Origin of the sequence: Enterobacter sp. KBR-315C3_2022 (assembly GCF_041399425.1) — a bacterium.
Classification (GTDB): Bacteria; Pseudomonadota; Gammaproteobacteria; order Enterobacterales; family Enterobacteriaceae; genus Enterobacter.
This window is the reverse complement of sequence record NZ_JBGKEB010000009.1, coordinates 43,198-59,795: the sequence shown is the minus strand read 5'-3', so window position 1 is coordinate 59,795 and position 16,598 is coordinate 43,198. Positions and strand designations below refer to the sequence as shown.

The 16,598-nt window shown below is 57.7% G+C and carries 14 protein-coding genes; 8 read left to right on the top strand and 6 right to left on the bottom strand.

Features of this window, described 5'->3' with window-relative positions:
• Positions 1 to 25: 25 nt before the first annotated feature.
• The 3 genes from AB8804_RS11535 to AB8804_RS11525 all read right to left on the bottom strand — a co-directional run bounded on the left by AB8804_RS11535 (position 26) and on the right by AB8804_RS11525 (position 3,655).
• Positions 26 to 1,939, bottom strand: coding sequence for a DNA topoisomerase III (locus AB8804_RS11535; RefSeq protein WP_371186154.1), 1,914 nt, complete (start codon positions 1,937 to 1,939; stop codon positions 26 to 28).
• 4 nt (positions 1,940 to 1,943) lie between these two features.
• The gene (selD, locus tag AB8804_RS11530; protein WP_371186151.1) at positions 1,944 to 2,987 is read right to left on the bottom strand and encodes a selenide, water dikinase SelD; all 1,044 of its coding nucleotides are present in this window, start codon (positions 2,985 to 2,987) and stop codon (positions 1,944 to 1,946) included.
• 116 nt (positions 2,988 to 3,103) lie between these two features.
• Positions 3,104 to 3,655: an NAD(P)H nitroreductase gene (locus tag AB8804_RS11525; protein WP_371186149.1), complete on the bottom strand. Its 552-nt coding sequence runs from the start codon at positions 3,653 to 3,655 to the stop codon at positions 3,104 to 3,106.
• Between the two features lie 167 nt (positions 3,656 to 3,822).
• Between AB8804_RS11525 and sppA the strand changes: the two genes are divergently transcribed.
• The 4 genes from sppA to AB8804_RS11505 all read left to right on the top strand — a co-directional run bounded on the left by sppA (position 3,823) and on the right by AB8804_RS11505 (position 8,860).
• Positions 3,823 to 5,679: a signal peptide peptidase SppA gene (gene sppA, locus AB8804_RS11520; RefSeq protein WP_371186147.1), complete on the top strand. Its 1,857-nt coding sequence runs from the start codon at positions 3,823 to 3,825 to the stop codon at positions 5,677 to 5,679.
• 60 nt (positions 5,680 to 5,739) lie between these two features.
• Complete coding sequence (gene ansA, locus AB8804_RS11515) at positions 5,740 to 6,756, top strand: asparaginase (protein ID WP_371186145.1); 1,017 nt, start codon at positions 5,740 to 5,742, stop codon at positions 6,754 to 6,756.
• 9 nt (positions 6,757 to 6,765) lie between these two features.
• On the top strand, positions 6,766 to 7,407 hold the full coding sequence (gene pncA / locus AB8804_RS11510; protein ID WP_371186143.1) for a bifunctional nicotinamidase/pyrazinamidase: 642 nt from the start codon (positions 6,766 to 6,768) through the stop codon (positions 7,405 to 7,407).
• A 199-nt stretch (positions 7,408 to 7,606) separates the two neighbouring features.
• Entirely contained in the window at positions 7,607 to 8,860 is a 1,254-nt protein-coding gene (locus AB8804_RS11505; RefSeq protein WP_371186141.1) for a glycoside hydrolase family 18 protein, read from the top strand.
• A gap of 51 nt (positions 8,861 to 8,911) precedes the next feature.
• Here AB8804_RS11505 and AB8804_RS11500 read toward each other — a convergent pair whose 3' ends face one another.
• The gene (locus AB8804_RS11500) at positions 8,912 to 9,184 is read right to left on the bottom strand and encodes a YeaC family protein (protein WP_371186139.1); all 273 of its coding nucleotides are present in this window, start codon (positions 9,182 to 9,184) and stop codon (positions 8,912 to 8,914) included.
• 41 nt (positions 9,185 to 9,225) lie between these two features.
• The gene (gene msrB, locus AB8804_RS11495) at positions 9,226 to 9,639 is read right to left on the bottom strand and encodes a peptide-methionine (R)-S-oxide reductase MsrB (RefSeq protein WP_371186137.1); all 414 of its coding nucleotides are present in this window, start codon (positions 9,637 to 9,639) and stop codon (positions 9,226 to 9,228) included.
• A 341-nt stretch (positions 9,640 to 9,980) separates the two neighbouring features.
• Here msrB and gapA point away from each other — a divergent pair, with 341 nt between their 5' ends.
• Positions 9,981 to 10,976 carry a glyceraldehyde-3-phosphate dehydrogenase gene (gene gapA / locus AB8804_RS11490; RefSeq protein ID WP_010430074.1) on the top strand — a complete coding sequence of 332 codons (996 nt, stop codon included), beginning with the start codon at positions 9,981 to 9,983 and terminating at the stop codon, positions 10,974 to 10,976.
• Positions 10,977 to 11,050: 74 nt separating this feature from the next.
• A complete protein-coding gene (locus AB8804_RS11485; protein WP_371186135.1) occupies positions 11,051 to 11,935 on the top strand; it encodes a D-hexose-6-phosphate mutarotase in 885 nt (294 codons plus the stop codon).
• Positions 11,936 to 12,012: 77 nt separating this feature from the next.
• Here the strand turns inward: AB8804_RS11485 and AB8804_RS11480 are convergent, their stop codons facing one another.
• Positions 12,013 to 12,759: a MipA/OmpV family protein gene (locus AB8804_RS11480; protein WP_371186133.1), complete on the bottom strand. Its 747-nt coding sequence runs from the start codon at positions 12,757 to 12,759 to the stop codon at positions 12,013 to 12,015.
• Positions 12,760 to 13,191: 432 nt separating this feature from the next.
• Here AB8804_RS11480 and yeaG point away from each other — a divergent pair, with 432 nt between their 5' ends.
• The gene (yeaG, locus tag AB8804_RS11475) at positions 13,192 to 15,126 is read left to right on the top strand and encodes a protein kinase YeaG (protein WP_112009406.1); all 1,935 of its coding nucleotides are present in this window, start codon (positions 13,192 to 13,194) and stop codon (positions 15,124 to 15,126) included.
• Positions 15,127 to 15,219: 93 nt separating this feature from the next.
• Complete coding sequence (locus tag AB8804_RS11470; protein ID WP_371186130.1) at positions 15,220 to 16,503, top strand: YeaH/YhbH family protein; 1,284 nt, start codon at positions 15,220 to 15,222, stop codon at positions 16,501 to 16,503.
• Positions 16,504 to 16,598 lie beyond the last annotated feature (95 nt).

The following is a 16,598-nucleotide window of genomic DNA, read 5'->3' as shown; positions in this document are numbered from 1 at the left end:
GGCTTCGCCTTACCCGGACTACGGTTTAAGAGGCTGCCGCACTCTTTTTCTTTTTGAACGGCTTCTTCGCGCCGCCGCCCGGCGCAACCATTCCTCTGAACCGCTTCACCGGCGTGCTGCGCGCCTGATCGATCAGTTGATACAGCGTGCCGACCAGCGGCTGCATAAAGTCCTGATAGCGGCACTGCTTTTCGCTGATTTGCGTCAGCACCGACTCCCAGTGCGCCGTCATGTCCGGCCTGGCGGCCAGCTCCGGCAGGGAGTGGATCAGCGCCCTGCCCGGCTCGGTAGAGTGAATATAGCGCCCCTTTTTCTCCAGGAACCCGCGCTTGAACAGCAGCTCGATGATCCCCGCGCGCGTCGCTTCCGTGCCTAAACCGTCCGTCGCGCGCAGGATCTTTTTCAGATCTTTGTCCTGCACGAAGCGGGCAATCCCGGTCATGGCTGAGAGCAGCGTAGCGTCGGTGAAGTGGCGCGGCGGCTGGGTTTGACGCTCAACCACTTCGCCCTTCTCGCACAGCAGCTCGTCGTCTTTCGCCACCACCGGCAGCGGCGTGCCGTCGTTTTCCTCGTCGCGCTCCTTGTTGCCGAGCAGCGTGCGCCAGCCCGCCTCCGCGAGGAAGCGCGCCTTGGCAACGAACTTGCCTTTGGCAATCTCCAGCTCGATGGTGCACTTGCGGAACACCGCGTCCGCGCAGAACTGCATCAGGTACTGGCGGGCGACCAGGCCATAAACCTTCGATTCGTTCTCGGTCAGATTAACGCTGCTGGTACGCGCCGTCGGGATGATGGCGTGGTGAGCATCCACCTTTTTGTCATCCCAGCAGCGGTTGTGGGTGTCCGGGTTAACGGCAGGCTGCGGCAGCAGGTCAGGCGCATGCACGCCGATAGCGTTCATCACCGAGTGGCGTCCGGCAAAGTGTTCTTCCGGCAGATAGCGGCTGTCCGAGCGCGGATAGGTGATCAGCTTGTGGGTTTCGTAAAGCTTCTGGCAGATATCCAGCACGTTTTGCGCGCTCATGCCGAACTTTTTGGCCGCCTCAATCTGCAGGGCGGACAGCGAGAACGGCAGCGGCGCGGGTTCTGATTCCCGTTTATCGTTATAGCTGGTGACGATGGCGGGCTGGCCGGTAATGCGGTTGACCACGTGATCCGCCAGCGGGCGGTGCAGCAGGCGCCCCTCTTCATCCTGGTACGATTCGCAGGCGTCGCTCGGCTGCCAGACGGCGGTAAAGCGCTCCTCTTTCGGGGTGACGATGTGCGCCTTCACCTCAAAGAAATCTTTGGCGACGAAGTTCTCAATCTCCTCGTCGCGGCGCACCACCAGCCCAAGTACCGGGGTCTGCACGCGCCCAACGGAGAGCACGCCCTGATAGCCCGCGTTACGCCCGAGAATAGTGTAGGCGCGGGTCATGTTGATTCCGTAGAGCCAGTCGGCACGGGCGCGGGCCAGCGCCGAAACGCACAGCGGGATAAATTCGCTGTTGGCGCGCAGGCGCGAGATGGCGCGCTCGACCGCCTGCGGGTTGAGGTCGTTGATCAGGCAGCGCTGCACCTGCTGGCGCTTCTCCGGCGCCAGCTCAAGGTAATCCAGCACTTCGTCCACCAGCAGCTGCCCTTCCCTGTCCGGGTCACCCGCGTGGATAACTTCAGACGCTTCGTGCAGGAAGCGCTTAATCACGTTGAGCTGCTTGGTGACGGAGGGACGCGGCTGAAGGCGCCATTTTTCCGGCACGATGGGCAGATCGTTGAGGTTCCAGCGCGCGTAGCGGCTGTCGTAGACGTCCGGCTGCGCCTGCTCGAGCAGGTGACCAATACACCAGGTGACCACCTGCCCGTTACCACATTCGATAAAGCCATCGCCTTTACGGTGCGGCTTAGGCAGCACGTCGGCAATGGCGCGGGCCAGGCTCGGCTTTTCGGCAATAAACAACCGCATCGACTTAGCGGATCTCAATCATCGGACGGCCGCCGCGGGCGGTAACCAGCTCGCCGATGACGGTCAGGGTGATGCCGAACTCCGCGGCCGTTGCCTGTACCTCGGCTTCAGATTCCGGCGTGACCGCCAGCAGCAGGCCGCCGGAGGTTTGCGGATCGCACAACAGATCGCGCCACTCGCCCGGCATGTCGCCCATCAGGTGACCGTAGCTGGCAAAGTTGCGCTGCGTTCCGCCCGGCACCGCGCCCTGCGCGATGTACGCTTCCACGCCCGGCAGCTTCGGCACGTCCTGATACCAGACCTGCGCCTGTACGCCCGCGCCCTGGCATACTTCGCTCAGGTGGCCGAGCAGGCCGAATCCGGTTACGTCGGTCATCGCCTTCACGCCGTCGATATTGGCGAACGCCGCGCCCGCGAGGTTCATCTGGCACATCACCTCCGTCGCCAGCCCAACGTGCTCCGGCTTTAACAGGGATTTTTTCTCGGCGGTGGTCAGCACGCCAATGCCCAGCGGCTTGGTGAGGAACAGCTTACAGCCCGCCTGCGCGGTGCTGTTGCGCTTCACGCGCTCGGTCGGCACTACGCCGGTGACCGCCAGGCCAAAGATCGGCTCCGGCGCATCGATAGAGTGGCCGCCCGCCAGCGCAATGCCCGCCTGCTGGCAGGCAAAGCGCCCGCCCTCAATCACGTCGCGGGCAATTTCCGGCGGAATGGTATTGATTGGCCAGCCCAGGATCGCGATCGCCATGATCGGCTTGCCGCCCATCGCGAAAATATCGCTGATGGCGTTGGTGGCCGCGATGCGCCCGAAATCGAACGGGTTATCGACGATCGGCATAAAGAAATCGGTGGTGCTGATAATGCTGGTGCCGTTACCCAGGTCATACACCGCGGCGTCGTCGCGCGTTTCGTTACCGACAAGCAGGTTCGGGTCGACAAACTTCGCCTGCTCGCTGTGCAGGATGGTTTCCAGCACCTTCGGGGAAATTTTACAACCGCAACCGGCTCCGTGGCTGTATTGCGTTAAACGAATGGTTTGCTCGCTCATGGACATCTCCTGTCATTGCAATCGCGCTATGGTAGCGCTCATTCCATAAAGAGGTAAGTATGACTGTCTGAATTCTGCGGCAGATGCTCAGAATCCAGACAGTTTAGCGCGGGTTATCAGAAGCGGCTGACGAAAGGTGAGGTATCTGGCACGCTAATGGTGCTGGAGGCTTTAAGCTGCGGAGTGCCAAGATAGAGGAAGCCGACGATTTTATCGTGCTCGCCGCAGGATAAACCTTCCCGCACGGTCTGGCTTTCGGTGAGCGGGCCGGTGCGCCAGATGCCGTTGAAGCCCTGCGCGAGGGCCGCCATCTGCATTGCCATCACCGCGCACCCGGCGGACATCTCCTGTTCCCAGACGGGAACCTTGTGCCCGGCCTGGCATTTCGCTACCGCGACGATGATCATCGGCGCGCGGAACGGGCCGCTGCGCGCTTTCTCGATGCCCTTCTCATCCTGCCCGGCTGCCACCGCGCCTTTTTCCAGCAGGGCGCTGAAGCGCTCGCGGCCTTCACCTTCAATAATGAAGAAGTGCCACGGCTGAAGCGTGCCGTGGTCCGGCGCGCGCAGGCCCGCGCGCAGAATGTTCTCCAGCTGTTCGCCTGCCGGGGCTGGCTCAGCGAGACGTGAAGCGCTGCGGCGGTTAACAAGCAGTTCGAGTGCGTCCATTGGTTAACTCCTGTCTTGAAATTTATTCACAAAATTAACACGAGAGCAGAATTTGTTACAGCGCAGCAGGCGATTCCTGCTGACAAGTGGCGGTTGGGTCATTACGATAGCCTCACAAACCCGTCCCATGGCGGCGGACACGGTCACTTTCTGGTTAGGGAGAATACATGCGAACCCTTTGGCGAATCTTTGCCGGTTTCTTTAAATGGACATGGCGACTGCTCAACTTCGCCCGCAATCTGGTGATGAATATCTTTTTCATCGCGCTGCTGCTGGTCTGCGTTGGGGTGTGGATGCACATCAGCAGCGCGACCCAGTCGAAAAACTCAACGCGCGGCGCGCTGCTGCTGGATATCACGGGCGTTATCGTTGATAAGCCGTCTGCCAGCAATCGTCTCGGCGTCATTGGCCGCCAGCTGTTTGGCGCAACTTCCGATCGCCTGCAGGAAAACTCCCTGTTTGACATCGTCGACACCATTCGCCAGGCGAAAGACGATCGCAACATTACCGGGATCGTGCTGGATCTGAAGGATTTCGCCGGTGGCGATCAGCCGTCCATGCAGTACGTTGGTAAAGCGCTGCGCGAGTTCCGCGACAGCGGCAAGCCGGTGATTGCCGTGGGCGACAGCTACAGCCAGGGGCAATACTATCTGGCGAGCTTTGCCAATAAGATCTGGCTCTCTCCGCAGGGCACCGTCGATCTGCACGGCTTTGCGACCAACGGCCTGTACTATAAATCCCTGCTCGACAAGCTGAAGGTGACCACCCACGTCTTCCGCGTAGGGACCTACAAATCCGCCGTTGAGCCGTTCATCCGTGACGATATGTCCCCCGCCGCGCGCGAGGCGGACAGCCGCTGGATCGGCGAGCTGTGGCAAAACTACCTGAACACCGTTGCGGCTAACCGCCAGATCACCGCCGAGCAAGCCTTCCCCGGCGCGCGCGCCGTGCTGGACGGCCTGCGCAAGGTCGATGGTGACACCGCGAAGTATGCCCTCGACAGCAAGCTGGTGGACGCGCTGGGCACCAGCGCGGATATCGAAAAATCGCTGAGCAAGCAGTTTGGCTGGAGCAAAGAAGACAAAAACTACAGCGCGGTCAGCATGTATGACTACGCGGCGAAAAAACCTGCCGACAGCGGTGACAGCATCGCCGTGGTCTTTGCCAACGGCGCGATCATGGACGGTGAGGAAACGCCGGGGAACGTGGGCGGAGATACCACCGCATCGCAAATCCGCGACGCGCGCCTCGATCCGAAAGTGAAAGCCATCGTTCTGCGCGTTAACAGCCCTGGCGGCAGCGTCAGCGCCTCTGAGGTGATCCGCGCCGAGCTGGCGGCCGCGCGCGCCGCAGGCAAGCCGGTGGTGGTATCGATGGGCGGCATGGCGGCCTCGGGCGGCTACTGGATCTCTACGCCGGCGAACTACATCGTGGCGAGCCCAAGCACGCTGACCGGCTCGATTGGCATCTTCGGCGTGATCAACACCGTGGAAAACAGCCTGGATTACCTCGGCGTGCATACCGACGGCGTGGCGACCTCCCCGCTGGCGGACGTCTCGGTGACGAAGTCCCTGCCGCCGGAAGTGTCGGAGATGATGCAGCTCAGCATTGAAAACGGCTATAAGCGCTTCATCACCCTGGTGGCGGACTCCCGTAAGAAAACGCCTGAGCAAATCGACCAGATTGCGCAGGGCCACGTCTGGACAGGTCAGGATGCGAAAAGCAACGGCCTGGTGGACAGCCTCGGCGACTTCGACGACGCGGTGAAGAAAGCGGCCGAGCTGGCGAAGCTGAAGCAGTGGCACGTCGATTACTATCAGGACGAGCCGAGCTTCTTCGATATGGTAATGGACAGCATGTCCGGCTCCGTTCGCGCGGCGCTGCCGGAGGCCCTGCAGGCTTACCTGCCGGCCCCGGTTGCCACCGCGGCAAAAGCCATGAAGGCTGAAGGCGATAAGCTTGCCGCCTTCAACGATCCGCAGAGTCGTTACGCATTTTGCCTGACCTGCGCTAACGTGCGTTAACCCCGTCCCCTCTTCCCGCGAAGAGGGGATTTTTTCTTTGAAGCACAAGAACTCACTATCATGCAGAAGAAATCAATCTACGTGGCGTATACCGGCGGTACTATTGGTATGCAGCGTTCGGAAAATGGCTATATCCCCGTCTCGGGCCACCTGCAGCGCCAGCTGGCGCTGATGCCGGAGTTTCATCGCCCGGAAATGCCGGATTTTACCATCCATGAGTATGAGCCGCTGATGGACTCCTCCGATATGACGCCGGAAGACTGGCAGCATATCGCGGATGACATCAAGGCGAATTACGACCGCTACGACGGCTTCGTTATTCTTCACGGCACCGACACCATGGCGTTTACCGCCTCGGCGCTCTCCTTCATGCTGGAGAACCTGAGCAAGCCCGTGATCGTGACCGGGTCGCAGATCCCGCTCGCCGAGCTGCGCTCCGACGGGCAGATTAACCTGCTGAACTCCCTGTACGTGGCGGCCAATTATCCGATCAACGAAGTGTCGCTGTTCTTCAACAACCGCCTGTACCGCGGCAACCGCACCACCAAAGCGCACGCCGACGGATTCGACGCGTTTGCCTCACCGAACCTGCCGCCGCTGCTGGAGGCGGGCATCCACATTCGCCGCCTCGGCACGCCTCCTGCGCCGCATACCGCGGGCGAGCTGATCGTTCACCCGATCACGCCGCAGCCGATTGGCGTGGTCACGATTTACCCCGGCATTTCCGCCGACGTGGTGCGCAACTTCCTGCGCCAGCCGGTGAAAGCGCTGATCCTGCGCTCCTACGGCGTGGGCAACGCGCCGCAGAACGGCGAGTTCCTGAAGGAGCTCCAGGAAGCGGGCAAGCGTGGGATTGTGGTGGTCAATTTGACCCAGTGCATGTCCGGCAAGGTCAACATGGGCGGCTACGCGACCGGTAACGCGCTGGCGCACGCGGGCGTGATCGGCGGTTTTGATATGACCGTTGAAGCGACGCTGACTAAACTTCACTATTTACTGAGTCAGGATCTGGACGTTCAGTCCATCCGCAGCGCCATGATGCAAAACCTGCGCGGCGAACTGACCCCGGACGAATAAGGAGGCTCCATGAAGCAACGCGCCCTGTTACTGGTCGATTTGCAAAATGATTTCTGCGCGGGCGGCGCGCTGGCCGTCGCACAAGGCGATAGCACCGTTGACGTCGCGAATACGCTTATCGACTGGTGCAAAACCCGCGGCGAAGCGGTGGTCGCAAGCCAGGACTGGCACCCCGCCAACCACGGCAGCTTTGCCAGCCAGCACGGCGTTGAGCCCTATACCCAGGGAGAGCTGGACGGGCTGGCGCAAACCTTCTGGCCCGATCACTGCGTGCAGCAGACGGAAGGCGCGGAGCTGCATCCGCTCCTGAATCAGAAAGCCATCGACGCGGTCTTCCATAAGGGGGAAAACCCGGCTATCGACAGCTACAGCGCGTTTTTTGATAACGGGCACCGGCAGAAAACGGCGCTGGACGCGTGGCTGCGCCACCATGAAATCACCGAGCTTATCGTGATGGGCCTTGCGACGGACTACTGCGTGAAGTTCACCGTGCTGGACGCATTGCAGCTTAGCTACACCGTCAGCGTGATTACCGACGGCTGCCGCGGGGTAAACATTAAGCCGCAGGACAGCGCGCAGGCGTTTATGGATATGGCCGCAGAAGGCGCGACGCTGTATACGCTGGCCGACTGGCTGGAGACGCAGGCGTAGTCTTTTAAGCCGGGTGGCGCTGACGCTTACCCGGCCTACAAAATCGAATCGCAGCCGCCACCCGGCAATTCCCCCTAATCCCCATAAAGTGAACTCCCTCGCATCTCAAGCGAAGCGGCGATGCTATTCTTTTCAGGCTGTTTTTTCGCCACGCCTTTTCTGTGGCGTGGTTATTTTGTTTAGTCAAAGAGGAACACCTATGAAACGTTTGCCCTTGCTGGCAGCTTTACCCTTGCTGTGCGCGTCGGTTGCGTCTGCCAGCTCTCTGATGTCCGTCGGCTACTTCAACGGCGGCGGCGATGTTACCGCCGGACCGGGCGGCGACATCAACACGCTCGACGTGCGCCAAATCACCCATCTCAACTACTCGTTTGGCCTCGTTTATAACGACGAGAAAGACGAAACCAACGCCGCGCTGAAAGATCCGGCGAAGCTGCACCAAATCTGGCTATCGCCCAAAGTGGCGTCTGACCTGGCGCTAATTCCCGTTCTGCGCAAACAAAACCCCAATCTGAAGGTGCTGCTTTCCGTAGGCGGCTGGGGAGCGCGCGGTTTCTCCGGTGCGGCGGCGACGAAAGAGACGCGCGCGGTGTTTATCCGCTCCGCGCAAGAGATTGTCGAAAAATACGGCCTGGACGGGATCGATCTGGACTGGGAGTTCCCGGTTAACGGCGCGTGGGGGCTGGTCGCCAGCACGCCGGCCGACCGGGATAACTTTACCGCCCTGCTGAAAGAGATGCGCGACGCGTTCGGGAAGAAAAAACTGGTGACCATCGCGGTCGGCGCGAATGCGGAAAGTCCGAAAAGCTGGGTCGACGTGAAGGCCATCGCCCCGCTTCTCGACTACATCAACCTGATGACCTACGACATGGCGTACGGCACGCAGTACTTCAACGCCAATCTGTACGACTCCAGCGCGTGGCCGACGGTGGCTGCCGCGGATAAATACAGCGTTGATTTTGTCGTCAATAACTATCTCGCCACCGGACTGAAGCCGCAGCAGATGAACCTCGGCATTGGCTTCTATGGCCGCGTGCCGAAGCGTTCCGTGGAGCCGGGCATCGACTGGAGCAAGCCGGACGCGCAAAAAAATCCGGTCACGCAGCCCTACTTTGGCCCACAGGAGATTACGCTGTTCAAGTCGCTCGGCTATGATCTGACCAAGGACACCTACGTGAAGTACAACGATATTGTGAAAAAGCTGCTCAACGATCCGCAGAAGCGCTTTACCGAGCACTGGGACGAGCAGGCGAAGGTGCCGTGGCTGTCGGTGAAATCCGCCGAAGGCAAAGAGCTGTTTGCAATCTCGTATGAAAACCCGCGCTCGGTGGCGCTCAAAGCGGACTATATCAAGCAGAAAGGCCTGGCGGGCGCGATGTTCTGGGAGTACGGCGCGGACGACAATAATCAGCTCGCGAAGCAGCTGGCGGAGTCGTTAGGCATCAAGCACTAACGCGTATTGTGCCGGGTGGCGCTAACGCTTACCCGGCCTACATGGAGAGCATTATTTGAACGTCGCGATCGGCTTTGGCGCGATGCCAAAATCCTCTTTGAGCTCGCGCTTGCTCTTCATCACCATCTGCCCCTGAGTGTCGATCGTCATGTGCTGCGCGTCGGTATTGTGACGCGCCTGCCAGAGCATCACCAGCTGCAGGCTGTTCTCTTTTTGTTCTGACGTCAGGGCCACGCCATCCGGCCATTTTCCTAGCTCAACCGCCGTCACCAGACGCTCATAAACCTCGGGCGTCATGGCGCTAATCATGGCATCAATATTCATGATCTCTCCCTTTCCAAGGAATAATTTGCTGAATCGATTTTTCAGCCTTTGGTTTGGTCGCCATTTTCTTCATCGGTGAAGCTCATTGAGGCGGAGTTGACGCAGAAGCGCTCGCCCGTCGGCTGTGGGCCGTCCGGGAAAACGTGGCCGAGATGCGCGTCACAGTTTCCGCAGCGAATTTCGGTGCGCACCATACCGTGCGACGAGTCGGTCAGATAGCGGATCGCGTCATCGCTAACCGGCTCATAAAAGCTCGGCCAGCCGCAGCCAGAATCGTACTTAGTTTGCGAGTTAAACAGCGGCGCATCGCACACCAGGCAGTGATAGACGCCGTCACGCTTGTTGTGCAGCAAACGCCCGGTAAACGGCGGCTCAGTCCCGTGGTTTTGCGTCACGTAAAACTGCATTTCTGTTAGGTTTTTTTTCAAATCATCGGGATTACGTTGGTTCGACATATGCTTACATCTCGCTGTAGAAACAGACATCTTTTAACCCTGATTCTAACAAAACATTAACACCAGCGCGTGCACTTTTGTTCTAAACTTATGTGTCGCGAAAAGGCGGTCAGGCAATTGTGATCTTTTTCACGTTTTTATCCTGTGAGGCCTTTAAAATCCCGCCCGCAGCCCCCATGTGGTTGCTAGCTCAAAGGGAAAGTGAGGCGAGTCAGTCGCACAAACGTTAGTCACAGGATTGATTTGTCGCAATGATTGACACGATTCCGCTTGACGCTGCGTAAGGTTTTTGTAATTTTACAGGCAACCTTTTATTCACTAACAAATAGCTGGTGGAATATATGACTATCAAAGTAGGTATCAACGGTTTTGGCCGTATCGGCCGTATTGTTTTCCGTGCTGCTCAGAAACGTTCTGACATCGAAATCGTTGGTATCAACGATCTCCTGGACGCTGAATACATGGCGTACATGCTGAAGTACGACTCAACTCACGGTCGTTTCGACGGCACCGTTGAAGTGAAAGACGGCCACCTGGTTGTTAACGGTAAAACCATCCGCGTTACTGCTGAGAAAGACCCAGCTAACCTGAAATGGAACGAAATCGGTGTTGACGTTGTTGCTGAAGCAACCGGTATCTTCCTGACCGACGAAACCGCGCGTAAACACATCACCGCTGGCGCGAAAAAAGTTGTTCTGACGGGTCCTTCCAAAGACAACACCCCAATGTTCGTTCGTGGTGCTAACTTCGAAAAATATGCTGGCCAGGACATCGTTTCCAACGCATCCTGCACCACCAACTGCCTGGCACCACTGGCTAAAGTTATCAACGACAACTTCGGTATCGTTGAAGGCCTGATGACCACCGTTCACGCAACTACCGCTACTCAGAAAACCGTTGATGGCCCGTCTCACAAAGACTGGCGCGGCGGCCGTGGCGCAGCTCAGAACATCATCCCATCTTCTACCGGAGCTGCTAAAGCTGTAGGCGTTGTACTGCCAGAGCTGAACGGTAAACTGACTGGTATGGCGTTCCGCGTTCCAACTCCAAACGTTTCCGTAGTTGACCTGACCGTTCGTCTGGAAAAAGCTGCTTCTTATGAAGAAATTAAGAAAGCAATCAAAGCTGCTTCCGAAGGCGCAATGAAAGGCGTTCTGGGCTACACCGAAGACGACGTTGTGTCTACCGACTTCAACGGCGAAGTGTGCACTTCCGTGTTCGATGCTAAAGCTGGTATCGCACTGAACGACAACTTCGTTAAACTGGTTTCCTGGTACGACAACGAAACCGGCTACTCTAACAAAGTACTGGACCTGATCGCTCACATCTCCAAATAAGTTGAGATGAGAATCTGATCCAAAAAGGCGACTTCGGTCGCCTTTTTTATTGCTTAAAGACAGAGGATTGCTGAATGAATAATAAAATTTTTGCACTTCCGGTAGTCGAACAACTTACCCCTGTGCTCTCCCGCCGCCAGATTGACGGCGCTGACGTTATCGTCGTTGACCACCCTCGCGTGAAGGCTTCCGTGGCGCTGAACGGCGCTCACCTGCTCTCCTGGAAACCGGAAGGCGAAGAAGAGGCGCTGTGGCTCAGCAGCGCAACGTCCTTCAAAAAAGGTGCAGCCATTCGCGGCGGCGTGCCGATCTGCTGGCCGTGGTTTGGCCCTTCAGCGCAGCAGGGATTACCGTCGCACGGTTTTGCCCGCAACCAGCAGTGGACGCTGAAAGCGCATAACGACGATGAGAACGGCGCGGTGTTGACCTTCGAGCTTCAGGCCAATGAGGAAACGCGCGCGCTCTGGCCGCACGACTTCACGCTCTATGCCCGCTTCAAGCTGGGTAAAACCTGTGAAATCGAGCTGGAAGCGCACGGCGAGTTTGAAACCACCGCAGCCCTGCACACCTATTTCAACGTGGGCGATATCGGCGCGGTGAAGGTGAGCGGCCTCGGCGATAGCTTTATCGACAAAGTGGATAACGCCAAAGAAGGCAAGCTGAGCGACGGCGTGCAGACCTTCCCTGATCGCACCGACCGCGTCTACTTCCATCCGGAAGCGTGCAGCGTAATTCATGACGGCAAGCTGAACCGCAGCATCGAGGTTGTTCACCATCACCATAGCGATGTGGTTGGCTGGAACCCGGGCCCGGCGCTGTCCGTCAGCATGGCCGACGTGCCGGATGATGGATACAAAACCTTTGTCTGTGTGGAAACCGCCTGCGTGAGCAGCCCGCAGAAAGCGAGCGAAGAAAAACCGTCTCGTTTAGGGCAGACGATTAAGCTGGTTAAGCGTTAAGCGCATGCGCTGACATAAAGCAAACGGGGCGCGAGCGCCCCGTTTTGATGCAAATACTGCACTGTTCTACTGCATCATCAGAACTTGTAGGTCACACCCACAGAGAAGATGCCGGACCAGGACTTGTCGACCATCGGGCTATCTTTCACTTCATCGCTCAGGCGCACGTAGCGGCCAGTGCCGTACACGCTCCAGTCGGTCAGGAAGTTATAGCTGGCGGTCAGTTCCAGGTACGGATCCCAGCCGTCATCGGCGCTGTAGCTGTTCAGACCGCTGCGGCGAGACTCATTTTTTGACACGCCATAGTAGTAGTCGTTGTAGTTTTCACTGCTGTACTGCACGCCGATACCCGGAGTCAGCGTCAGCGCGCCGTTGGTGTAACGATAGAGCCAGGCCAGATCCCAGATAAAGCCGTTGCTGTTGTCCAGCGTATCGCCCGCCAGCGCGGTGCGCAGGAAGCCATACTCCGTGTTATGCACGTAAGAAAGGCCCGCCATCAGCGAACTTCTGCGTTTGTCGAGCTGACGCAGGGAGTTGCTGTCGCTGTCGCCCGGCTTAAAGTGCGTCGGGTCGTAGTACGCCATAATGGAGAGCTTGTCAGCCTTGTCGTTCCACAGATAGTAGCCGCCGCCCAGACCGTGGAACCAGAAGTTATCACTGTCATAGGTGACAACCGGAACCGGATAGACGTCGCGATCGTACTGTTTGTACGGGCTGTTGATTACGCCAACCCCCGCACCTACTGTCCACTGACTCTCCGCATGTGCGGTGGTTACTGCGGTGGCGGCGAGAACGCCCAATGCCAGAAGTTTGAGTTTGGTCACAATCCATTCTTTCCTGTAGTCAAATAATCAGCGGGTGAAGTGTAACCGCCAATCGTGAACATCCCAAAACTTTTTGCCCGCTAATGCATTTGATAAATCCGATATTTTTTACTTTTCAGATGACAGCCCGTTTTCATATATGTGACTGATAAATGAAAAACGCGCGTAAGCCTTATAACGACAGCGGGATTTTTAGGATGAGTTATTGATATGTCATTGAAATTAGATTTTCCCCGCATGCAAGTTTTGCAAATGCCATCTACGCTTTAATTTGAGAAGAGATTTTGCTGAACGCCCTGCGGTTCTTAGCGTCCGACCTGGCACACAGGTTGCTGCTCTGGCAGTGAGGTGCGAGACATTCTCTTCCGGGAGCCTCCACTACTCATACGAACGGCTCTTATCCTGTGCTAAAAAACGAAAGGACGGCATGCCATGAATATATTCGATCACTATCGCCAGCGCTACGAAGCTGCCAAGGACGAAGAGTTCACACTGCAGGAGTTTCTTACCATTTGTCGGCAAGATCGCAGTGCCTATGCCAACGCGGCAGAACGGCTATTGATGGCTATCGGTGAGCCAAACATGGTCGATACTGCCCTTGAGCCGCGGCTTTCCCGTCTCTTTTCGAATCGGGTGGTTGCCCGATACCCCGCGTTTGAAGAGTTCTACGGCATGGAAGATGCCATTGAGCAGATTGTCTCCTACCTGAAGCATGCCGCTCAGGGCCTGGAAGAGAAGAAACAGATCCTCTATTTACTCGGTCCGGTGGGCGGCGGTAAGTCGTCCCTCGCAGAACGCCTGAAGGCGCTGATGCAGCGCGTGCCGATTTACGTGCTGAGCGCCAACGGCGAGCGCAGCCCGGTGAACGACCATCCGCTGTGCCTGTTTAATCCGCAGGAAGATGCGCAAATTCTGGATAAAGAGTTTGGAATTCCGCACCGCTACCTCGGCACCATCATGTCGCCGTGGGCGGCAAAACGCCTGCACGAGTTTGGCGGCGATATCACCAAGTTCCGCGTCGTCAAAGTGTGGCCGTCGATTCTGGAGCAGATTGCCATCGCCAAAACCGAACCGGGCGATGAGAACAACCAGGATATTTCGGCGCTGGTCGGCAAGGTCGATATCCGCAAGCTGGAACACCACGCGCAAAACGATCCGGACGCCTACGGCTACTCCGGCGCGCTGTGCCGGGCCAACCAGGGGATCATGGAATTTGTCGAGATGTTTAAAGCGCCGATCAAGGTGCTGCATCCGCTGCTGACCGCGACCCAGGAAGGCAACTATAACGGGACGGAAGGTATCTCTGCCCTGCCGTTTAACGGGATTATCCTCGCCCACTCGAACGAATCCGAATGGGTCACGTTCCGCAATAACAAAAACAACGAGGCGTTCCTCGACCGCGTATACATCGTCAAGGTGCCTTACTGCCTGCGGATCTCCGAAGAAATCAAAATTTACGAAAAGCTGCTTAACCACAGCGAGCTGGTGCACGCGCCTTGCGCCCCCGGCACGCTGGAAACGCTCTCCCGCTTCTCTATCCTGTCGCGCCTGAAAGAGCCGGAAAACTCCAGCATCTATTCCAAAATGCGCGTGTACGACGGCGAGAGCCTGAAAGATACCGATCCGAAAGCGAAGTCTTACCAGGAGTACCGCGACTACGCGGGCGTGGATGAAGGGATGAACGGCCTGTCCACCCGCTTCGCGTTTAAGATCCTCTCCCGCGTGTTTAATTTCGACCATGCGGAAGTAGCGGCCAACCCGGTGCATCTGTTCTACGTTCTGGAGCAGCAGATTGAGCGCGAGCAGTTCCCGCAGGAGCTGGCCGAGCGCTACCTTGAGTTCCTCAAAGGCTATCTGATCCCGAAATACGCCGAATTCATCGGCAAAGAGATCCAGACCGCCTATCTGGAATCTTACTCCGAGTACGGGCAGAACATTTTCGACCGCTACGTCACCTACGCCGACTTCTGGATCCAGGATCAGGAATATCGCGATCCGGACACCGGCCAGCTGTTTGACCGCGAGTCGCTGAATGCCGAACTGGAGAAAATCGAGAAGCCTGCCGGGATCAGCAACCCGAAAGACTTCCGTAACGAAATCGTCAACTTCGTGCTGCGCGCCAGAGCGCACAACAACGGACGCAATCCGAACTGGACCAGCTACGAAAAACTGCGCACGGTTATCGAGAAGAAAATGTTCTCCAATACCGAGGAGTTGCTGCCGGTCATTTCGTTTAACGCCAAAACCTCAACCGACGAGCAGAAAAAACACGACGACTTTGTCGACCGCATGATGGAGAAAGGCTATACCCGCAAGCAGGTTCGCCTGCTCTGCGAGTGGTACCTGCGCGTGCGTAAATCGTCTTAAAACAAGTGCCCGGTGGCGCTCGCGCTTACCGGGCCAACAAAATGTCCGGCACCTACGGACGCTGCAAGTTGGCAAATGCAGTACGGGGGAACTATGACCTGGTTTATTGATCGGCGTCTTAACGGCAAAAACAAGAGCACGGTGAACCGCCAGCGCTTCCTGCGCCGTTACAAATCGCAAATTAAACAGTCGATCTCCGAGGCCATCAACAAACGCTCGGTGACCGACGTCGACAGCGGCGAATCCGTCTCCATCCCTACCGATGACATCAGCGAACCGATGTTTCATCAGGGGCGTGGCGGCCTGCGCCATCGCGTACACCCAGGTAACGATCACTTTGTTCAGAACGACCGCATCGAGCGTCCGCAGGGCGGAGGCGGCGGTTCGGGAAGCGGCCAGGGTCAGGCCAGCCAGGACGGCGAGGGGCAGGACGAATTTGTGTTTCAGATTTCGAAAGATGAATATCTCGACCTGCTGTTTGAGGATCTGGCGCTGCCCAATCTGAAAAAGAATCAGCACCGTCAGCTAAACGAGTACAAAACGCACCGCGCGGGGTATACCGCTAACGGCGTGCCCGCCAATATCAGCGTGGTGCGTTCGTTGCAAAATTCGCTGGCGCGGCGCACCGCAATGACCGCTGGCAAGCGGCGTGAGCTGCACGCGCTGGAGACCAGCCTGAAGGTGGTCGAAAACACCGAGCCGGCGCAGCTGCTGGAAGAGGAGCGCCTGCGTAAGGAGATTGCGGAACTACGTGCAAAAATCGACCGCGTGCCGTTTATCGATACCTTCGACCTGCGCTACAAGAACTACGAAAAACGCCCGGAACCGTCCAGCCAGGCCGTGATGTTCTGCCTGATGGACGTATCGGGCTCAATGGATCAGGCCACCAAAGATATGGCGAAGCGTTTCTATATCCTGCTCTATCTGTTCCTGAGCAGAACGTATAAGAACGTGGAGGTGGTCTATATCCGCCACCACACCCAGGCGAAAGAGGTCGATGAGCATGAGTTCTTCTATTCGCAGGAAACCGGGGGGACCATCGTCTCCAGCGCGCTGAAGCTGATGGACGAGGTGGTAAAAGAGCGCTACGACCCGGCGCAGTGGAACATCTACGCCGCGCAGGCCTCCGATGGCGATAACTGGGCGGACGACTCGCCGCTGTGTCACGACATCCTGGCGAAGAAAATTTTGCCGGTGGTGCGTTACTACAGCTACATCGAAATTACCCGCCGCGCCCACCAGACGCTGTGGCGCGAATATGAGCACCTGCAGTCGATGTTTGATAATTTTGCGATGCAGCACATCCGCGATCAGGACGATATCTATCCGGTGTTCCGGGAGCTGTTCCACAAGCAGTCCGCCACCAGCAATGCCTGACCCCACAGCCAGCGGACCCGCTGGCTGTTTTTACTCTATCCCACCAGCAACACCCTCTGTGATACTGTAGACAGTTGCGTATTGGCGTTTAACAG